We start from the raw sequence: 19,057 nt of genomic DNA, 5'->3' as shown, positions 1-19,057 counted from the left end.
ATGGGAAGCATACTGTGGAATATTGGTGCCTTTATTGTTGGCTTAGGTATCCTGATTACTGTCCATGAATTCGGCCATTTCTGGGTTGCCCGGCGCTGTGGCGTCTGGGTCGAACGCTTCTCTATCGGTTTCGGGCCCGCTCTCTGGCGCAGAACAGACAAACAAGGCACCGAATATGTGATAGCCGCCATCCCGCTGGGCGGTTATGTCAAAATGCTGGATGAACGTGCCGGCGAAGTCCCTGAAGAGCGTCTGCATCAGGCTTATACCCGTAAAACGGTCGGGCAGCGCGCCGCTATTATTGCGGCCGGCCCGCTGGCTAACTTTATCTTCGCTGTATTTGCCTACTGGCTGGTTTTTATGCATGGTGTTCCGGGAATAAGACCGGTTACCGGCGAAATAACCAGCAACTCTATTGCTCAGCAAGCCCAAATTCAGCCGGGAATGGAACTTAAAGCGATAGATGGTATCGAAACGCCTGACTGGGATGCTGTAAGAATGGCGCTGATCGGCAAAATTGGTGACAGCCAGGCCGTTATCACCTTAGCGCCTTTCGGCCAGTCTGGAGTGGTGACAAAACACCTGGACCTCCGGCAGTGGGCATTTGATCCCGAAAAACAGGATCCTGTGACTTCGCTGGGCATTATTCCGAAGGGGCCGGTGATTGAAACGACCCTCGATCAGGTGCAAAAAAATTCACCTGCGGCAATCGCGGGTTTGCAAGCCGGAGACAGGATCGTTAAAGTCGAAGGTAAAGTAATAGAAAACTGGCAATCTTTTGCTACTGAGGTCAGAGATAATCCGGGAGTCCCGTTGCAGCTACAGGCTGAACGTAATGGTGAAATCCGTGACTTAACGATGACACCTGCAGTGAAGTCTGCAGGCAGGGGTAACCAGGGGTTCGCGGGAGTTATCCCGCGGGTTCAGCCGTTACCTGAACAGTACAAAATATTGCGGCAGTATGGGCCTGTCGAGGCAATAGGTGAGGCCGGGGTAAAAACCTGGCAACTTGTGAAGCTGACAGCGTCGATGCTGGAAAAATTAGTGACCGGTGATGTTAAGCTGAATAACCTGAGCGGGCCGATATCTATCGCCCAGGGAGCAGGGGCTTCAGCTGAATACGGAATGATATACTACTTGATGTTTCTGGCGTTGATTAGTGTCAATCTGGGGATTTTTAACCTTGTCCCGTTACCGGTGTTAGATGGTGGGCATCTGCTTTTCCTGCTGGTCGAAAAGATCAAAGGCGGGCCGGTGTCTGAGCGAGTTCAGGACTTTAGTTATCGCATTGGCTCTGTTGCGCTGGTGTTGTTAATGGGGCTTGCACTTTTCAATGATTTCTCACGTTTGTAGAGATCGGAATTCTGCAAACGGGGATGTGTTAGGAACACGCATAATAACGATGGCGATGAAAAAGTTGCTCATAGCGTCGCTGCTGTTCAGCAGCGCCACCGTGTACGGTGCAGACGATTTCGTAGTGAAAGATATTCATTTCGAAGGGTTGCAGCGAGTCGCCGTCGGGGCGGCATTGCTCAGCATGCCTGTTCGTGTTGGTGATTCAGTTAATGATGATGACATCAGAAACACTATTCGTTCACTTTTCGCAACCGGTAATTTCGAAGATGTTCAGGTTCTGCGTGACGGTAATAACCTGATCGTTCAGGTCAAAGAACGTCCGACGATTGCCAGTATCACCTTTTCCGGAAACAAAGCGGTAAAAGATGATCAACTGAAGCAGAATCTCGAAGCTTCGGGTGTGCGGGTCGGTGAAGCTCTGGACCGTACGACCATTTCTTCGATCGAAAAAGGACTGGAAGATTTCTATTACAGCGTGGGTAAATACTCAGCCAATGTAAAAGCAATCGTCACTCCGTTGCCACGTAACCGTGTCGATCTGAAACTGGTCTTTACCGAAGGTGTTTCTGCTAAAATTCAGCAGATTAATATTGTCGGTAACAAAGCGTTCAGTTCTGATGAATTGATTTCCCGTTTCCAGCTGCGTGACGATGTTCCGTGGTGGAACCTGGTGGCTGACCGTAAGTATCAGAAGCAGAAACTGGCGGGCGATTTGGAAAACCTGCGCAGTTTCTATCTGGAGCGTGGTTATGCAAGATTCAATATTGATTCGACTCAGGTCAGTCTGACGCCGGACAAAAAAGGAATCTATATCACCGTTAATATTACCGAAGGTGCTCAGTATAAGATTGCCGGTGTTGAAGTTAATGGCGATATGGCAGGGCATTCTGCCGAAATAGAACAACTGGCAAAGATTCCGCCAGGAGAGTTGTATAACGGAACGAAAGTTACCCGGATTGAAGACAGCATCAAGAAGTTATTGGGTAACTACGGATATGCCTATCCGCAGGTCATGACTCAGCCGGAAATTAATGACAAAGACAAAACCGTAAAATTACACATCAGTGTCAATGCGGGTAACCGTTATTATGTGCGTAAGGTTATCTTTGAAGGTAACGATACCTCCAAAGATTCTGTATTACGCCGTGAAATGCGTCAGATGGAAGGTGCATGGCTGGGCAGCAACCTGGTCGAGCAGGGCAAAGAGCGTCTGAACCGTACCGGTTACTTCGAAACTGTTGACGTCGATACCCAGCGGGTTCCCGGGTCTCCGGATCAGGTTGATGTCATCTACAAAGTGAAAGAGCGTAATACCGGCACCTTTAATATTGGTGTCGGTTACGGTACTGAAAGTGGTGTCAGCTTCCAGGTCGGGGTTACCCAGGAAAACTGGATGGGTACCGGTAATACGGTAGGTATCAGTGGTACCAAAAATGATTACCAGACCTACGCCGAACTGTCGATGACAGACCCGTATTTCACTGTGGATGGTGTAAGCCTCGGCGGACGTCTGTTCTATAATGACTTTAAAGCCGATGATGCTGATCTGTCTGACTATACCAACCGCAGTTATGGTCTGGACGGGACACTGGGCTTCCCGGTGAACGAGAATAACTCGTTACGGGTTGGCTTAGGCTATGTGCATAATGATCTGTCGAATATGCAACCACAGATCGCCATGTGGCGTTACTTTAAGTCTCTGGATAAAAATTTGTCTACGGATAATGACGACAGCTCTTATTCCAGTGATGATTTCACCTTTAACTATGGCTGGACCTACAATACGCTGGACCGTGGTTTCTTCCCGACCTCCGGTAACCGTACTAATCTGAACGGTAAGGTCACTATCCCGGGCTCAGACAACAGTTACTATAAAGTCTCTCTGGATTCTCAGCAGTATGTACCGCTGAATCAGGACCGGACCTGGGTATTATTAAGCCGCAGCCGTCTGGGATACGGTGACGGTCTGGGCGGTAAAGAGATGCCGTTCTATGAAAACTTCTACGCCGGTGGTTCCAGCACGGTACGTGGTTTCCAGTCGAATACGGTAGGGCCGAAAGCGGTCTATTATAAGTACGGAACGGATTCGAACTGTGGTACTAACAGTGGCAGCATCTGTAAGTCGGATGATGCGGTCGGTGGTAATGCTATGGCAGTGACCAGCCTTGAGTTGATCACCCCGACGCCGTTTGTCAGTGAAAAATACAGTAGCTCACTGCGTACGTCGGTATTTGTTGATGCCGGTACGGTATGGGATACTAACTGGCAGAACACTGCAGAAACCGAAGCGTTAGGTATTCCGGATTACAGTAAACCCGGTAATGTTCGGGTATCCAGTGGTATTGCATTACAATGGATGTCGCCGTTAGGTCCGCTGGTGTTCTCTTACGCGCAGCCCATCAAGAAATATGATGGCGATAAAGCGGAGCAGTTCCAGTTTAATATCGGTAACACCTGGTAATTACCGGGCTGCGACTTCCTGAAGAGCATTGCAACAAAACAGCATTCATGCTGTTTTGTTTTGCAAAAATAGTGTCTCTGACACAAACGGTGATGGTAAGGAGTTTATAGTGAAAAAGTTGTTATGTGCCGCAGGTCTTGGTCTCGCTCTGGCTGCTTCTTCGGTAGCAGCACAGGCCGCTGACAAAATTGCAGTAGTCAACGTGTCCAGTATTTTCCAGCAGTTACCACAGCGTGCTGCGGTTGCCCGTCAGCTGGAGAACGAGTTCAAGGGTCGTGCAACTGATCTCCAGACTCAGGAGCGTGCACTTCAGGCTCAGATGCAGAACTTCCAGCGTAATGCTTCAACGATGAAAGCAAGTGATCGTACTCGCACAGAAAAAGATATCATGGCGAAACGTGAAAGCTTCTCAGAAAAAGCACAGGCGTTTGAAGATGATAACCGTCGTCGTCAGACCGAAGAACGTAACAAACTGCTGAGCCGTATCCAGGACGCAGTGAAGAAAGTTGCGGACAGCGAAGGCTATGATGTTGTTATTGATTCCAATGCTGTTGCTTATGCAACCAGCGCGAAAGATATCACTGCTGACGTACTGAAACAGGTTAAATAATTTGATGTCATCTATTCGACTGGCTGATTTAGCTCAGCAGTTAGATGCAGAATTGCACGGAGATGGCGATATCGCCATCTCCGGCATTGCTTCTATGCAATCCGCAACAGGCGGGAAAATCACGTTCCTGGCAAACAGTCGCTACCGCGAGCAACTTGCGCACTGCAAAGCAGATGCTGTGGTGCTGACGGAAGCAGATCTGGCATGGTGCCATAGCGCAGCATTGGTCGTGAAAGATCCTTATCTGACTTACGCCAGAATGGCACAAATCCTCGACAGTACCCCTGCACCGGCAGAAAATATTGCGCCGGGTGCGGTGATCTCCCCGCAAGCAACGCTGGGTGCTAACGTGGCTATCGGGGCGAATGCGGTTATCGAGTCCGGGGTTGAACTGGGCGATAATGTGGTTATCGGTGCCGGATGCTTTATCGGTAAAAATACCCGTATTGGTGCCGGTACACGCTTGTGGGCGAATGTCTCTGTTTACCATGAGATTGAAATTGGTGAACAGTGCCTGATCCAGTCAGGGACAGTTATCGGTGCTGATGGCTTTGGTTACGCAAATGATCGCGGTAACTGGGTCAAAATACCGCAACTCGGGTCGGTGATTATCGGGGACCGTGTCGAAATCGGAGCCTGTACAACGATTGACCGTGGTGCTTTGGATAACACCCGGATTGGTAATGGTGTTATCATAGATAACCAGTGTCAGATTGCACACAATGTTATAATTGGTGACAATACTGCCGTAGCCGGTGGTGTTATTATGGCCGGAAGTCTGAAAATCGGTCGTTACTGTATGATTGGCGGTGCCAGTGTGATCAACGGTCATATTGAAATCTGCGATAAAGTGACGGTAACTGGTATGGGTATGGTGATGCGGCCTATCACCGAACCGGGGGTTTATTCTTCCGGTATACCTCTTCAGGCGAATAAAGCCTGGCGTAAAACAGCTGCGCTGGTGATGAATATCGATGAGATGAGTAAACGACTCAAAGCTATTGAGCGTAAAGTCGGTAAAGAGAACTAACCATAATTTACAGGCCCGCTCCGCGGATATGACCGGGATTTCTCAGTAAATCTGCGCGGTTAAGCGGGCTGATTCGATATTTTTATATTTGCGACCTGCGGTGCATCATCCGGGCATGCGGGTCGTGTTACTATTGCTAACAGATTTTTAGGACAGGAAGAGTATTTTGACTACTGAAATACATACTCTGAAAATTGAAGAGATTCTGGAACTGCTGCCTCACCGCTACCCGTTTTTGCTGGTTGACCGTGTTGTGGAGTTCGAACCCCATAAGTACCTGCGTGCCGTTAAAAACGTAACTGTCAATGAGCCATTTTTCCAGGGGCATTTCCCGGGCAAACCTATTCTGCCTGGTGTGTTAATTCTGGAAGCAATGGCTCAGGCAACCGGTATTCTGGCATTTAAAAGCGTAGGTAAACTGGAACCAGGCGAGCTTTACTACTTTGCCGGTATTGATAACGCACGTTTCAAGCGTCCGGTAGTGCCGGGAGATCAAATGGTGATGGAAGTCACTTTTGAGAAAACCCGTCGCGGTCTGACGCGTTTCAGTGGCGTTGCTACTGTTGATGGCAAAGTTGTCTGTGAAGCAACAATGATGTGTGCACGTAGCCGGGAGGCATAAACGTGATTGATAAAACCGCCAGCATTCATCCCAGCTCTGTTATCGAAGACGGTGCCATTATCGGACCTGGCGTTCAGATTGGCCCGTTTTGTGTTATCGGACCACATGTTGAGATCGGCGAAGGGACGGTAGTAAAGTCTCATGTCGTTATCAATGGCCATACACGAATTGGTAAAGAGAACGAAATCTATCAGTTTGCTTCGATTGGTGAAGTAAACCAGGATCTCAAATACGCCAGAGAAGAAACCCGTGTAGAGATCGGTGATCGTAACCGTATTCGCGAAAGTGTCTCGATTCATCGCGGAACAACGCAGGGCGGTGGAGTCACCGTCGTTGGCAGTGATAATCTGTTAATGATCAATACCCATATTGCTCATGACTGCCAGGTGGGTAATCACTGTATTTTTGCCAATAATGCGACACTTGCCGGCCATGTGACGGTAGATGATTATGCGATTATCGGTGGTATGACTGCCGTGCATCAGTGGTGCACTATCGGTGCTCATGTCATGGTTGGCGGTTGTTCCGGAGTGGCGCAGGATGTTCCGCCGTATGTTATTGCGCAAGGTAACCACGCCACACCGTATGGTATTAATATTGAAGGTCTGAAACGCCGGGGCTTCAGTAAAGAGGCATTACACGCTATTCGTAATGCTTATAAACTCCTGTACCGCAGCGGGAAAACTCTGGACGAAGTAAAACCGGAAATAGAAGCGCTGGCTAAACAGCACAGTGAAGTTCAGCCATTCTATGACTTTTTTGACCGTTCAACCCGCGGCATCATTCGGTAACGAATGGCGATGCGTCCTCTGACAGTAGCACTGATCGCCGGAGAAACCTCCGGCGATATTCTTGGTGCAGGCCTGATCCGGGCCTTAAAAGCAAAACATCCTGATATTCGTTTCGTTGGTGTTGCCGGCCCGCTGATGCAGGCGGAAGGCTGTGAAGCATGGTACGACATGGAAGAGCTGGCCGTTATGGGCATTGTGGAAGTGCTTGAACGACTTCCCCGGTTATTACATATCCGTCGTGACCTGACTAAACGCCTGACGGCCCTGAAACCGGATGTCTTTGTCGGTATTGATGCGCCAGATTTTAATATTCCTCTGGAAGGCAGGCTGAAACGAGCCGGCATCCGCACCATTCATTATGTCAGCCCTTCGGTCTGGGCATGGCGACAGAAGCGGGTTTTCAGAATAGGCCGCAATACTGACCTGGTACTGGCGTTTCTGCCGTTTGAAAAAGCGTTCTATGATAAATATGATGTCCCCTGCCGGTTTATTGGTCACACCATGGCCGACAGTCTGCCCCTGCAGCCGGACAAATCTGCTGCCCGCGCCAGATTATCGATAGAACCTGATGCATTATGCCTTGCATTACTACCAGGCAGCCGCAGTGCTGAAGTCGAAATGCTGAGCGCCGACTTTCTGAAGGCGGCACAACTGCTGCGTCAGCGCTATCCGGCACTGGAAATTGTGGTGCCAATGGTGAATGCAAAACGCCGCGAACAGTTTGAAGAAATAAAAGCCAGGGTTGCACCGGAACTGGTTCTGCATCTGACGGATGGCCAGGCCCGCGATGTGATGATTGCCAGTGATGCTGCTATTCTGGCGTCAGGTACCGCCGCTCTGGAATGCATGCTGGCAAAATGTCCGATGGTTGTCGGTTATCGTATGAAACCCTTCACTTTCTGGCTGGCTAAAAAGCTGGTAAAAACCGAATGGGTCTCGTTACCGAACTTACTCGCCGGACGGGAAGTGGTCAAAGAACTTCTCCAGGAAGCGTGCCGGCCGGAGCTCTTAGCGACGGCTCTCGAACCTTTACTGCATCAGGGGCCAGAAAGAACTGCTCTGTTGCAGGTATTTAGCGAGTTGCATCAACAAATCCGCTGGAATGCGGATCAACAGGCAGCACAGGCTGTGCTGGAGTTAATCTCATGAGTCGTTTTATTTATCCGCAGGCAACCTGTATTGCCGGCGTCGATGAAGTCGGGCGAGGCCCGTTAGTCGGTGCGGTGGTGACCGCGGCAGTGATCCTCGACCCGGAAAACCCGATCGACGGTCTGGCTGATTCAAAAAAATTGACAGAAAAACGCCGGCTGGCGTTATTTGACGAAATCAAACAGAAAGCATTGTGCTGGAGCCTCGGTCGTGCAGAGCCGGAAGAAATTGATCAGCTGAATATCCTGCATGCCACTATGCTGGCAATGCAGCGGGCTGTTGCCGGGCTGACAGTGGTACCGGATTTTGTTCTGATTGATGGTAATCGCTGTCCGGCATTGCCTATGAAGTCACAGGCGGTGGTGAAAGGTGATAGCCTGGTAGCGGAAATCAGCGCAGCCTCTATTATTGCTAAGGTGACGCGGGATCTTGAAATGGCGGCACTGGATGCGGCCTATCCGGGGTATGGCTTTGCCAGACATAAAGGGTATCCGACCCCTTATCACCTGGAAAAACTGAGCTTACTCGGCGCAACACCGCAGCATCGACGCAGCTTTGCTCCGGTACGAAATGTACTGGCTGCCGCCGGCAAATAACGCTTTATCTACCCTGAACCGCATACCGGATACTCTGATGGCTGAACCCCGTTTTATACACCTGCATGTACACAGCGACTATTCCATGATCGATGGACTGGCAAAAACGGGTGCTCTGGTAAAAGCCGCCGCCTCCCTGAATATGCCGGCCATTGCGATCACCGATTTTACTAATCTGTGCGGGCTGGTGAAATTCTATGGTGCAGCCCACGGGGCCGGGATTAAACCGATTATCGGTGCCGACTTCCTGGTAGCCAGTGAGCTGACGGGGGATGAATTAAGTGCACTGACGGTACTGGCGGCAAATAATACCGGTTACCAGAACCTGACATTACTGATATCGAAAGCTTACCAACGGGGCTATGGCCCTCAGGGCCCGGTGATTGATCGTGACTGGCTGGCAGAACTGAGTGAAGGACTTATCCTGCTATCCGGCGGCCGGAAAGGGGATATCGGCCGGAGTTTATTACGCGGTAATGACAACCTGACAGAACAGTGTCTGTCTTTTTATCAGCAACATTTTGCTGATCGTTTCTATCTGGAATTGCATCGTACCGGGCGTCCTGATGAGGAAGAATACCTGCATCAGGCCGTTGAACTGGCAATCAGACATCACCTGCCGGTGGTAGCTACTAATGACGTCTGTTTTCTGCAGAGCACCGATTTTGATGCTCATGAAATCCGTGTCGCGATACATGATGGCTATACCCTCGACGATCCTAAACGTCCGCGGTTGTACAGCCCTCAGCAATATCTGCGCACTGAAGAAGAAATGTGCGAATTGTTTGCAGATATTCCTGAGGCGCTGGAGAACAGTGTCGAAATAGCCCGCCGCTGTAATGTGACTGTCCGGCTGGGCGAATATTTTCTGCCACAATTTCCGACCGGGGAGATGAGTACCGAGGACTTCCTGGTGGCCAGTTCCCGGAAAGGGCTGGAAGAACGTCTTGAGTTTCTGTTTCCTGATCCTGCGGTCCGTGCTGAAAAACGACCAGCCTATGATGAGCGTCTGGATATTGAACTGGGTGTGATTAACCAGATGGGCTTCCCCGGCTACTTTCTGATCGTCATGGAATTTATCCAGTGGTCGAAAGACAATGGCGTACCTGTCGGGCCGGGCAGGGGATCCGGTGCCGGTTCTCTGGTGGCTTATGCCCTGAAAATTACCGATCTGGACCCGCTGGAATTCGACCTGCTGTTCGAACGCTTTCTTAACCCCGAACGTGTCTCTATGCCAGACTTCGACGTCGATTTCTGTATGGAGAAACGCGACCAGGTGATCGATCATGTGGCCGAAATGTACGGGCGTGATGCGGTTTCACAGATTATTACGTTCGGTACCATGGCCGCGAAAGCGGTTATCCGTGATGTCGGCAGGGTACTGGGCCACCCGTATGGTTTTGTCGACCGGATTTCCAAGCTGGTGCCGCCTGACCCCGGTATGACCCTGGCGAAAGCCTTTGAGGCAGAGCCACAGCTGCCTGAAATCTACGATGCTGACGAAGAGGTCAGGGCGCTGATCGATATGGCGCGTAAACTGGAAGGAGTAACCCGTAATGCCGGTAAGCACGCCGGCGGTGTGGTGATTGCACCAACCAGAATTACAGACTTTGCCCCCCTGTATTGTGATGAACATGGTGAGCATCCGGTCACCCAGTTTGATAAAAACGATGTGGAATATGCAGGGCTGGTCAAATTTGACTTCCTGGGGCTGCGTACGCTGACCATCATCGACTGGGCGCTGAAGATGATCAACCCGCGTCGTGAAAAGCAGGGTCTGGAGCCGATTGATATTGCCGCCATCCCGCTGGATGATAAAAAAAGCTTCGATATGCTGCAGCGTTCGGAAACTACTGCGGTTTTCCAGCTTGAATCCCGGGGGATGAAAGACCTGATTAAACGTCTGAAACCTGACTGTTTCGAAGATATGATCGCGCTGGTGGCACTGTTCCGCCCCGGTCCCTTACAGTCGGGGATGGTTGATAACTTTATTGACCGTAAGCATGGCCGTGAAGAGCTCTCTTATCCGGATATTCAGTGGCAGCATGAATCACTGCAACCGGTGCTGGAACCGACCTATGGCATTATCCTGTATCAGGAACAGGTAATGCAGATAGCCCAGGTTTTGGCAGGCTATACCCTGGGCGGGGCAGATATGTTGCGCCGTGCCATGGGTAAAAAGAAACCGGAAGAAATGGCTAAGCAGCGCTCAGTCTTCCGTGACGGTGCCGAGTCGATGGGTATCGACGGCGAACTGTCGATGAAAATTTTTGACCTGGTGGAAAAATTTGCCGGCTATGGATTTAACAAATCACACTCAGCAGCTTATGCCTTAGTCTCCTACCAGACACTGTGGTTAAAAGCCCACTATCCGGCAGAATTTATGGCCGCAGTTATGACTGCGGATATGGATAACACTGAAAAAGTGGTCGGTCTGGTTGATGAATGCTGGCGTATGGGTCTGAAGGTACTGCCACCGGATATTAACTCCGGACTCTACCCCTTTCATGTCAATGATGACGGTGAAATTGTCTACGGTATAGGTGCGATCAAGGGCGTGGGTGAAGGCCCGATTGAAGCGATTCTCGACGCTCGTCATCAAGGCGGATACTTTAAAGAGCTGTTTGATCTGTGCGCCAGAACAGATATTAAAAAAATTAATCGCCGGGTGATGGAAAAACTGATAATGTCCGGAGCCTTTGACAGGTTAGGGCCTCATCGTGCAGCATTAATGAGCTCTCTGAATGCGGCGCTGAAAGCTGCAGATCAGCATGCAAAAGCGGAAGCAATCGGTCAGGCAGATATGTTTGGCGTACTGGCCGAAAAGCCGGAGCAGGTTGAACAGTCGTATGCCAGTGTTATGCCGTGGCCGGAACAGGTTCAGCTGGACGGTGAAAGGGAGACCCTCGGGTTGTATCTGACCGGGCACCCTATCACCCAGTACCTGAAAGAAATTGAGCGGTATGTCGGCGGAGCGCGTCTGAAAGATATGCACCCGACAGAACGTGGTAAGATAACAGTTGCTGCCGGTTTAGTCTTGGCAGCGCGTGTTATGGTGACCAAACGAGGAAATCGTATTGGCATCTGTACTCTGGATGATCGTTCAGGTCGTCTGGAGATAATGCTTTTCACTGATGCGCTTGATAAATACCAGCATCTGCTGGAAAAAGATCGTATTCTGATCGTTAGCGGACAAGTCAGCTTTGATGACTTCAGTGGCGGACTGAAAATGACCGCCAGAGAAGTGATGGATATTGACGAAGCCCGGGAAAAATATGCCCGTGGTCTTGCTATCTCGCTGACGGACAGGCAAATTGATGACCAGCTTTTAAACCGTCTCCGTCAGTCCCTGGAGCCGTATCGTTCGGGGACCATTCCGGTACATCTCTACTATCAGAGAGAGGATGCTCGGGCAAGGTTACGCTTTGGTGCATCGTGGCGAATCTCGCCCAGTGATCGTCTGCTTAACGATTTACGTTCTTTGATAGGATCGGAGCAGGTGGAACTGGAGTTTGACTAAAACAGGAACATTATGAGTCTTAATTACCTGGATTTTGAACAACCAATTGCAGAACTTGAAGCGAAAATTGATTCGCTGACGTCAATTGGTCGTCAGGATGAAAAACACGATATTAATCTGGATGAGGAAGTGCAGCGTCTGCGTGAAAAAAGCGTAGAACTGACACGTAAAATATTCTCAGATCTTGGAGCATGGCAGGTAGCGCAGCTTGCGCGTCATCCTATGCGTCCTTATACCCTGGATTATATTCGTCACGCATTCGATGATTTTGATGAACTGGCAGGCGACCGTGCTTATGCCGATGATAAAGCTATCGTTGGTGGTATTGCGCGGTTAGAAGGCCGTCCGGTGATGATTATTGGTCATCAGAAAGGTCGTGAAACCAAAGAAAAGATTCGTCGTAACTTTGGTATGCCAGCGCCTGAAGGGTACCGTAAAGCACTGCGCCTGATGGAAATGGCTGAACGTTTTAACATGCCGGTGATTACCTTTATTGATACTCCGGGGGCTTACCCTGGGGTTGGTGCGGAAGAGCGCGGTCAGTCTGAAGCCATTGCACGTAATTTACGTGAAATGTCCGGCCTGAAAGTGCCGGTCATTTGTACTGTGATTGGTGAAGGCGGTTCCGGTGGTGCATTGGCTATCGGTGTGGGTGATAAAGTGAATATGCTGCAATACAGTACCTATTCTGTCATCTCCCCGGAAGGCTGTGCGTCTATATTGTGGAAAAGTGCAGATAAAGCACCACTGGCGGCTGAGGCGATGGGGATTACTGCCAACCGCCTGCAGGAACTGGATCTGATTGATACGGTGATTCCGGAACCATTAGGTGGCGCCCATCGTCATCCGGAAGTGATTGCCGAATCTCTGAGAAAGCAATTACTGGCTGATTTAGCTGAACTTGATGTACTGAGTAAAGATGAGTTACTGGATCGCCGTTATCAGCGTCTGATGAATTACGGCTACGCCTGATTATTCTGATGTTCTGAGGCCGCGTAATGCGGCCTTTTTTATGGGCGTAATACAGCATGTTATCGGCTAATCACTCTCTGCTGGCAGAGGATTTTAGCGTATGCTGAGGGTCAGAACTCACAGGAGCCCCGTGTATGCCCGGACTAAAAAGTATTAATCATATTGCCATTATTGCGTCTGACTATCAGCAAAGCCGTGCCTTTTATTGTGATACTCTCGGTTTTACCTTGTTGCAGGAAACCTACCGTGAAGCCAGGGACTCCTGGAAAGGTGATCTGGCGCTGAACGGTAGTTATCTTATTGAACTCTTTTCCTTTCCTGATGCACCACCGCGACTGAGCTTTCCTGAGGCGACGGGCTTACGCCATTTGGCATTCAGTGTTGATGATATCGGTGAGTCGGTTGCCGTATTACGGCAGCGCGGGGTGGAGTGTGAGCCAGTACGTATTGATTCTCTGACCGGTAAGCCTTTTACCTTTTTTTGCGATCCTGATGGTTTACCGCTGGAGATCTGCCAGAGATAAGGGCCTGCGCAAAGAAGAGGGAATAATTTTGGTTAGAATCTCGCTTACCTTGTGCGGTCAGATGAGTTTTCTATGGAACACGCCGAAATTCGTATCGGTGAATGGTTAGTTTCTCCTGCCTTGAATCAGATTTCCCGCCCCGGACGGGTGGTGAATCTGGAACCAAGACTGATTGATCTGTTAGTCTTTTTTTCCCGTCATCCGGAGGTCGTGCTCAGTCGTGATGAACTGATAGCACAGATATGGACACGCACCTTTGTCACACCACATGTTGTCACCCAGTCCATTTCTGAGTTACGTAAGTCTTTGAAAGATAATCAGGCCGGCAGCCCGGAGTATATTATTACGGTCCCGAAACGAGGATACAAACTGGTTGCCGCTGTCAGTGGTGAAGTATGTCAGCCTGACGCAAGTTCATTATGCCATGAAAATCCTCAGAGACAGGCCAGTCTCCGCCACCACAGGGTACTGCTGCCGTCTGCGGCCTTTAGGTCACGGGGGACTTTGCTGTGCTTCCTGCTTACGCTGGCCGTATGCATTGCCCTGATCGTGCTGGCGTACAACTCTGCCCGTACTTTTTCCCGCCCGGCCAATATGCCACCGGAAATGATTAATCCCCGTGATATTGATATCCGGCTGATGCCGGGCAATTCCTGTAATCAGTGGCAGTCCCAGTATGTATACGTTTCAGGGCTGAGTGATGTCATTAGCAGGCTGTTTAATACTTACTCAGGATGGCGTATCAGAGACAAAAGTAGCGGAGAAAATACTCTGGCCGGTTATCCGGGGAAAACGCTGTCGATTGCGTTTATAAATCAGCGTCATTACCGGGCACAACAATGTTTTATGTCGGTACAACTGACGGATCATGCCTCGCGAACCGTGATGCTGGAGCAGCGTTATTTTATCACCAGAGATAATGCGCTGGCGATCCAGAATGATCTTATCCGTAATCTATCGCTGGTACTGAAACAGCAATGGCCTGTACCACTGGCGACATTGTTACGCCAGTATACTCCGGGTAACAGCAGTGTGATGCAACAATATTATCGTGCCCGGCAGTTACTGATGAAAGGCGATATAGATTCACTGAATCAGGCCAGTGCATTACTGAGTGATGTTATCCGGCAGCAGCCCGATTTTAAGGTTGCTGTAGTTGAAAAAATACTGGCAGATACCTTACATAATTCTGAACAGCCTTTTAGCGGATCCCGGCAGCTGGCCTTTATTCAGGAAGTGAACAGTCTGGAAAATATCAATGATAAGGAAACCCGTGGTATTTATTATCAGATAATGACGATAAATGCGTTAGGTGAGGGTGATGTACAGAAGGCGGATACCATGATTCATAATGGCATCATAAATGAATATTCATGGCTGAATTTTATTTTGCAGGGAAAAGTTTATGAACTGAAAGGCGATAATCAGCTGGCGGCTGACAGTTATATAACCTCTTTTAATCTTCAGCCAACAAAACAAACCCTTTACTGGATTGAAAATGGTGTTTTCCAGACCCCGCTGGGGAAAGTGGTTCCGTATCTGGAAAAGTTTTCTGACCTCAGATAACAGGGGAATTATAAGATCCGTGGGAGGGGCAGAGTAACTCTCAGAAAAAACGTTATATCTCATGGTGTTGATAAAATCCTGAGCTATTTATTGAGTACCGGCGTTCTCCGGAATAACTCAGAAGTCAGTTTTTTATAATTCATAATTAATAAATAGTAACCGTATGTATTTATCTTAGGGTTTGCATAGTCTCTCTGGCATACGACAGGAACCGGCAGTATTCAGCGGCTGATTTCTGTAATAAAAACCAGGAGAAACTATTATGTCTCAAACCCGTAAAATAGGTCTTATTGCCTGTACCGGCGTGGTGGCCGGAAATATGATGGGCAGTGGTATTGCATTACTCCCTGCCAATCTGGCGGCCATCGGCGGAATATCCCTCTGGGGCTGGGTAATATCACTGATTGGCGCCATGTCTCTGGCTTATGTCTATGCCCGGCTGGCGACGAAAAATCCGCAGCAAGGAGGGCCGATTGCTTATGCAGGTGAACTCTCTCCGGCATTTGGTTTTCAGACCGGAGTGCTGTATTACCATGCAAACTGGATTGGTAACCTTGCCATCGGTATTACGGCGATATCCTACCTGTCAACTTTTTTTCCCATCTTGTCTCAGCCGATCCCGGCCGGTATTGCCTGTATTGTTGCAGTATGGATTTTCACGTTTATTAATATGCTGGGCGGAACCTGGGTCAGCCGTCTGACCACCCTCGGATTAATTCTGGTGCTGATTCCGGTGATTATCACCGCTGTTGCCGGCTGGCACTGGTTCTCGATAGCAACTTATCATGCCAACTGGAATACTTCATCTGTCAGTGACTCTCATGCTGTAATTAACAGTATTTTGCTCTGTCTGTGGGCTTTTGTCGGGGTTGAATCTGCGGCTGTCAGTAGCGGAATGGTCAGTAATCCGAAACGGACGGTCCCTTTAGCCACCATGCTGGGTACGGCCATTGCCGGTTTTATCTATATTGCCGCGACTCAGGTGATCTCCGGTATGTTCCCGGCCGCGCAGATGGCAGCCTCAGGAGCACCTTTTGCCGTAAGTACTTCAGCGATTGTTGGTCGCTGGGCCGCACCGCTGGTATCAGCCTTTACAGCATTTGCCTGCCTGACATCACTGGGATCCTGGATGATGCTGGTGGGACAGGCCGGCGTCAGGGCAGCAAATGATGGTAATTTTCCGAAGATCTACGGAGAAATGAATGCTGACGGGGTACCTAAAAAAGGGTTATTGCTGGCTTCCTGTAAAATGACGGCATTAATGATATTAATCACCCTGATGAATTCTCAGGGAGGGAAGGCCTCAGATTTATTTGGTGAGCTTACAGGAATCGCTGTTTTACTGACAATGTTGCCCTATTTCTATTCCTGTATCGATTTAATCAGGTTTGAAGGGATTAATATTAAAAATATTATCAGTCTTATCTGCGCTGTACTGGGATGTATTTTCTGCTTTATTGCTATTTCAGGTGCCAGCTCATTTGAAATCTCCGGGACATTTATTGTCAGCCTGATAATCCTGATGTTCTACGCGAAAAAAATACATCCCGCCGACCCGACGGTAACGCCATTAAATAAATAACACTCTTCACCGGTATGGGGAGTGTCACGCTTTTTCTGAACTGTTAACCAGAATATAAAAAGGACTGAGTTATGAATATCATTGCTGTTATGAATCATCTTGGTGTGTATTTTAAAGAGGAACCTGTCCGGCAGTTGCATAATGCTCTGGAGGAGAAAGGTTTTTCTGTGGTTTATCCAAATAACCGTGACGACTTATTACGCCTGCTGGAAAATAATGCCAGGATTTGCGGTGTTATCTTTGACTGGGACTCTTATAATCTTAGCCTGTGTGAGGATATCAGTAAAATTAATGATTATCTTCCCCTGTATGCTTTTGCCAATAACTATTCGTCACTCGATGTCAGCCTGAATGAACTGCGAATGCAAATCCGTTTTTTGAGTATGCACTGGGTGCGGCAGATGATATTGCTCTTAAAATCGAGCAAAATACCCGCGATTATGTGAATAAGATATTACCCCCGTTAACCCGCGAGTTATTTAAATATGCACGTGAGGGTAAGTATACTTTTTGTACTCCCGGACATATGGGCGGAACTGCATTTTTAAAAAGTCCGGCGGGGGCATTATTCTATGATTTCTTTGGTGGTAACACCATGAAGTCGGATATCTCGATCTCTGTTTCTGAACTGGGATCTTTACTGGATCACAGCGGTCCCCATAAAGAGGCAGAAGATTATATTGCACGTATATTTAATGCTGACCGCAGTTATATCGTGACCAATGGTACTTCGACCGCGAATAAAATTGTGGGGATGTACGCGGCCCCGGCAGGCAGTACTCTGCTTATTGACCGGAACTGCCATAAATCACTGACCCATTTAATGATGATGAGTGATGTTATTCCGGTTTATTTCCGCCCAACCCGTAACGCTTATGGCATTTTAGGCGGAATCCCCTGCGCTGAGTTTAGTCATGAAACGATCAGCCATCGGGTCGACAGTACTCCCGGAGCCAGCTGGCCGGTACATGCGGTGATCACTAACTCTACTTATGACGGTCTGCTGTATAATACTGATTTTATTAAAGATACCCTTGATGTCAGCTCGATTCATTTTGATTCAGCCTGGGTTCCCTATACTAATTTTCATCCGATTTATCAGGGAAAATGCGGAATGAGTGGTGAAAGGACAGCCGGAAAAACCATCTATGAAACCCAGTCGACCCATAAACTGCTGGCTGCGTTTTCTCAGGCATCGATGATCCATGTGAAAGGGGACATTGATGAGCATACTTTCAATGAATCTTACATGATGCATACCACCACCTCTCCGCACTATGGGATAGTCGCCTCTGCTGAAACGGCGGCCGCGATGATGAAAGGTAATTCAGGGAAACACCTGATAGAGAGTTCGATCCTGAGAGCCATTAAGTTCCGTAAAGAGATTAAGCGGCTCTATAAAGAATCTGACAGCTGGTTTTTTGACGTCTGGCAGCCGGAAGATATTTCCCGGACTGAATGCTGGGAATTAACCCCCGGCAGTACCTGGCATGGCTTTAAGGATATTGATCACCGGCATATGTACCTTGATCCGGTAAAAATCACCTTACTTACCCCCGGAATGGACCATCAGGGGGCAATGACGCCTTTTGGTATTCCGGCCAGCATTGTTGCAAGATACCTGGATGAACACGATATTATTGTCGAAAAAACAGGTCCCTATAATCTGTTATTCCTGTTCAGTATCGGTATAGATAAAACCCGGGCGCTGAGTTTATTACGGGCGCTGACGGAGTTTAAACGCGCCTTTGACCTGAACCTGAAAGTTAAAAATATGCTGCCTTCGCTGTACAGTGAAGCGCCTGAGTTCTATAAAGAGATGAGAATTCAGACGCTGGCTGAAAATATTCACCAATGTGTAATGCATCATAACTTGCCTGATTTAATGTACCGCGCCTTCGATGTTCTGCCGGAAATGGTAATCACTCCTTATCAGGCTTTTCATCAGGCACTGAAAGGGGAGACGGAAGAAGTCTATCTCGAAGAGGTCGCCGGCAGGATAAATGCCAATATGATCCTGCCATATCCGCCCGGAGTACCGCTGGTGATGCCCGGAGAAATGATCACACAACAGAGTCTGCCGGTACTGGAATTCCTGCAGATGCTATGTGAAATAGGTGCCCGTTTCCCGGGGTTTGAAACAGATATTCACGGGGCTTACCGGCAGGAGGACGGGCGTTACACGGTTAAGGTCCTGAAAAAAACGCACTGATAACCTCAGCAGATCACCGGATGCCGCTTTGCTGCGGCATCATTGTTTTGGGGACAGGGCGGCATT

General features: G+C 49.0%; 13 protein-coding genes and 1 pseudogene. All 14 read left to right on the top strand.

The window, feature by feature from the left end:
• The 14 genes and pseudogenes from rseP (at position 1) to cadA (ending at position 18,991) form a co-directional block, all read left to right on the top strand.
• Entirely contained in the window at positions 1-1,353 is a 1,353-nt protein-coding gene (rseP, locus tag JK198_RS09880; RefSeq protein ID WP_212708329.1) for a sigma E protease regulator RseP, read from the top strand.
• Positions 1,354-1,402: 49 nt separating this feature from the next.
• Positions 1,403-3,817, top strand: a complete 2,415-nt coding sequence (bamA, locus tag JK198_RS09875) for an outer membrane protein assembly factor BamA (protein WP_212710477.1) — start codon at positions 1,403-1,405, stop codon at positions 3,815-3,817.
• Between the two features lie 109 nt (positions 3,818-3,926).
• Positions 3,927-4,427: a molecular chaperone Skp gene (gene skp, locus JK198_RS09870; RefSeq protein WP_212708327.1), complete on the top strand. Its 501-nt coding sequence runs from the start codon at positions 3,927-3,929 to the stop codon at positions 4,425-4,427.
• A gap of 4 nt (positions 4,428-4,431) precedes the next feature.
• On the top strand, positions 4,432-5,457 hold the full coding sequence (lpxD, locus tag JK198_RS09865; protein WP_212710476.1) for a UDP-3-O-(3-hydroxymyristoyl)glucosamine N-acyltransferase: 1,026 nt from the start codon (positions 4,432-4,434) through the stop codon (positions 5,455-5,457).
• 166 nt (positions 5,458-5,623) lie between these two features.
• Positions 5,624-6,079 carry a 3-hydroxyacyl-ACP dehydratase FabZ gene (fabZ, locus tag JK198_RS09860; protein ID WP_212708325.1) on the top strand — a complete coding sequence of 152 codons (456 nt, stop codon included), beginning with the start codon at positions 5,624-5,626 and terminating at the stop codon, positions 6,077-6,079.
• 2 nt (positions 6,080-6,081) lie between these two features.
• Positions 6,082-6,870, top strand: coding sequence for an acyl-ACP--UDP-N-acetylglucosamine O-acyltransferase (gene lpxA, locus JK198_RS09855; protein WP_212708324.1), 789 nt, complete (start codon positions 6,082-6,084; stop codon positions 6,868-6,870).
• Between the two features lie 3 nt (positions 6,871-6,873).
• Positions 6,874-8,019 (top strand): lipid-A-disaccharide synthase, encoded by a 1,146-nt coding sequence (gene lpxB / locus JK198_RS09850; RefSeq protein ID WP_212708323.1) that lies wholly within the window; start codon positions 6,874-6,876, stop codon positions 8,017-8,019.
• The gene (gene rnhB / locus JK198_RS09845) at positions 8,016-8,615 is read left to right on the top strand and encodes a ribonuclease HII (RefSeq protein ID WP_212710475.1); all 600 of its coding nucleotides are present in this window, start codon (positions 8,016-8,018) and stop codon (positions 8,613-8,615) included. Before lpxB ends, rnhB begins: the two co-directional genes overlap by 4 nt.
• Positions 8,616-8,652: 37 nt before the next feature.
• Positions 8,653-12,135 carry a DNA polymerase III subunit alpha gene (gene dnaE, locus JK198_RS09840; protein ID WP_212708321.1) on the top strand — a complete coding sequence of 1,161 codons (3,483 nt, stop codon included), beginning with the start codon at positions 8,653-8,655 and terminating at the stop codon, positions 12,133-12,135.
• Positions 12,136-12,147: 12 nt separating this feature from the next.
• Positions 12,148-13,107: an acetyl-CoA carboxylase carboxyl transferase subunit alpha gene (gene accA, locus JK198_RS09835; protein WP_212708320.1), complete on the top strand. Its 960-nt coding sequence runs from the start codon at positions 12,148-12,150 to the stop codon at positions 13,105-13,107.
• 134 nt (positions 13,108-13,241) lie between these two features.
• A complete protein-coding gene (locus JK198_RS09830; protein WP_212708319.1) occupies positions 13,242-13,631 on the top strand; it encodes a VOC family protein in 390 nt (129 codons plus the stop codon).
• A gap of 72 nt (positions 13,632-13,703) precedes the next feature.
• The gene (gene cadC / locus JK198_RS09825; RefSeq protein WP_212710474.1) at positions 13,704-15,197 is read left to right on the top strand and encodes a lysine decarboxylation/transport transcriptional activator CadC; all 1,494 of its coding nucleotides are present in this window, start codon (positions 13,704-13,706) and stop codon (positions 15,195-15,197) included.
• 262 nt (positions 15,198-15,459) lie between these two features.
• Entirely contained in the window at positions 15,460-16,779 is a 1,320-nt protein-coding gene (gene cadB / locus JK198_RS09820) for a cadaverine/lysine antiporter (RefSeq protein WP_212710473.1), read from the top strand.
• A 71-nt stretch (positions 16,780-16,850) separates the two neighbouring features.
• Positions 16,851-18,991: pseudogene (gene cadA, locus JK198_RS09815) on the top strand (lysine decarboxylase).
• Positions 18,992-19,057 lie beyond the last annotated feature (66 nt).

The sequence above is a fragment of the Tatumella sp. JGM91 genome, assembly GCF_018257575.1.
Lineage (GTDB): Bacteria > Pseudomonadota > Gammaproteobacteria > Enterobacterales > Enterobacteriaceae > Tatumella > Tatumella punctata.
The sequence above is the reverse complement of the archived record's forward strand: the minus strand, read 5'-3'. Positions and strand labels throughout refer to the sequence as shown.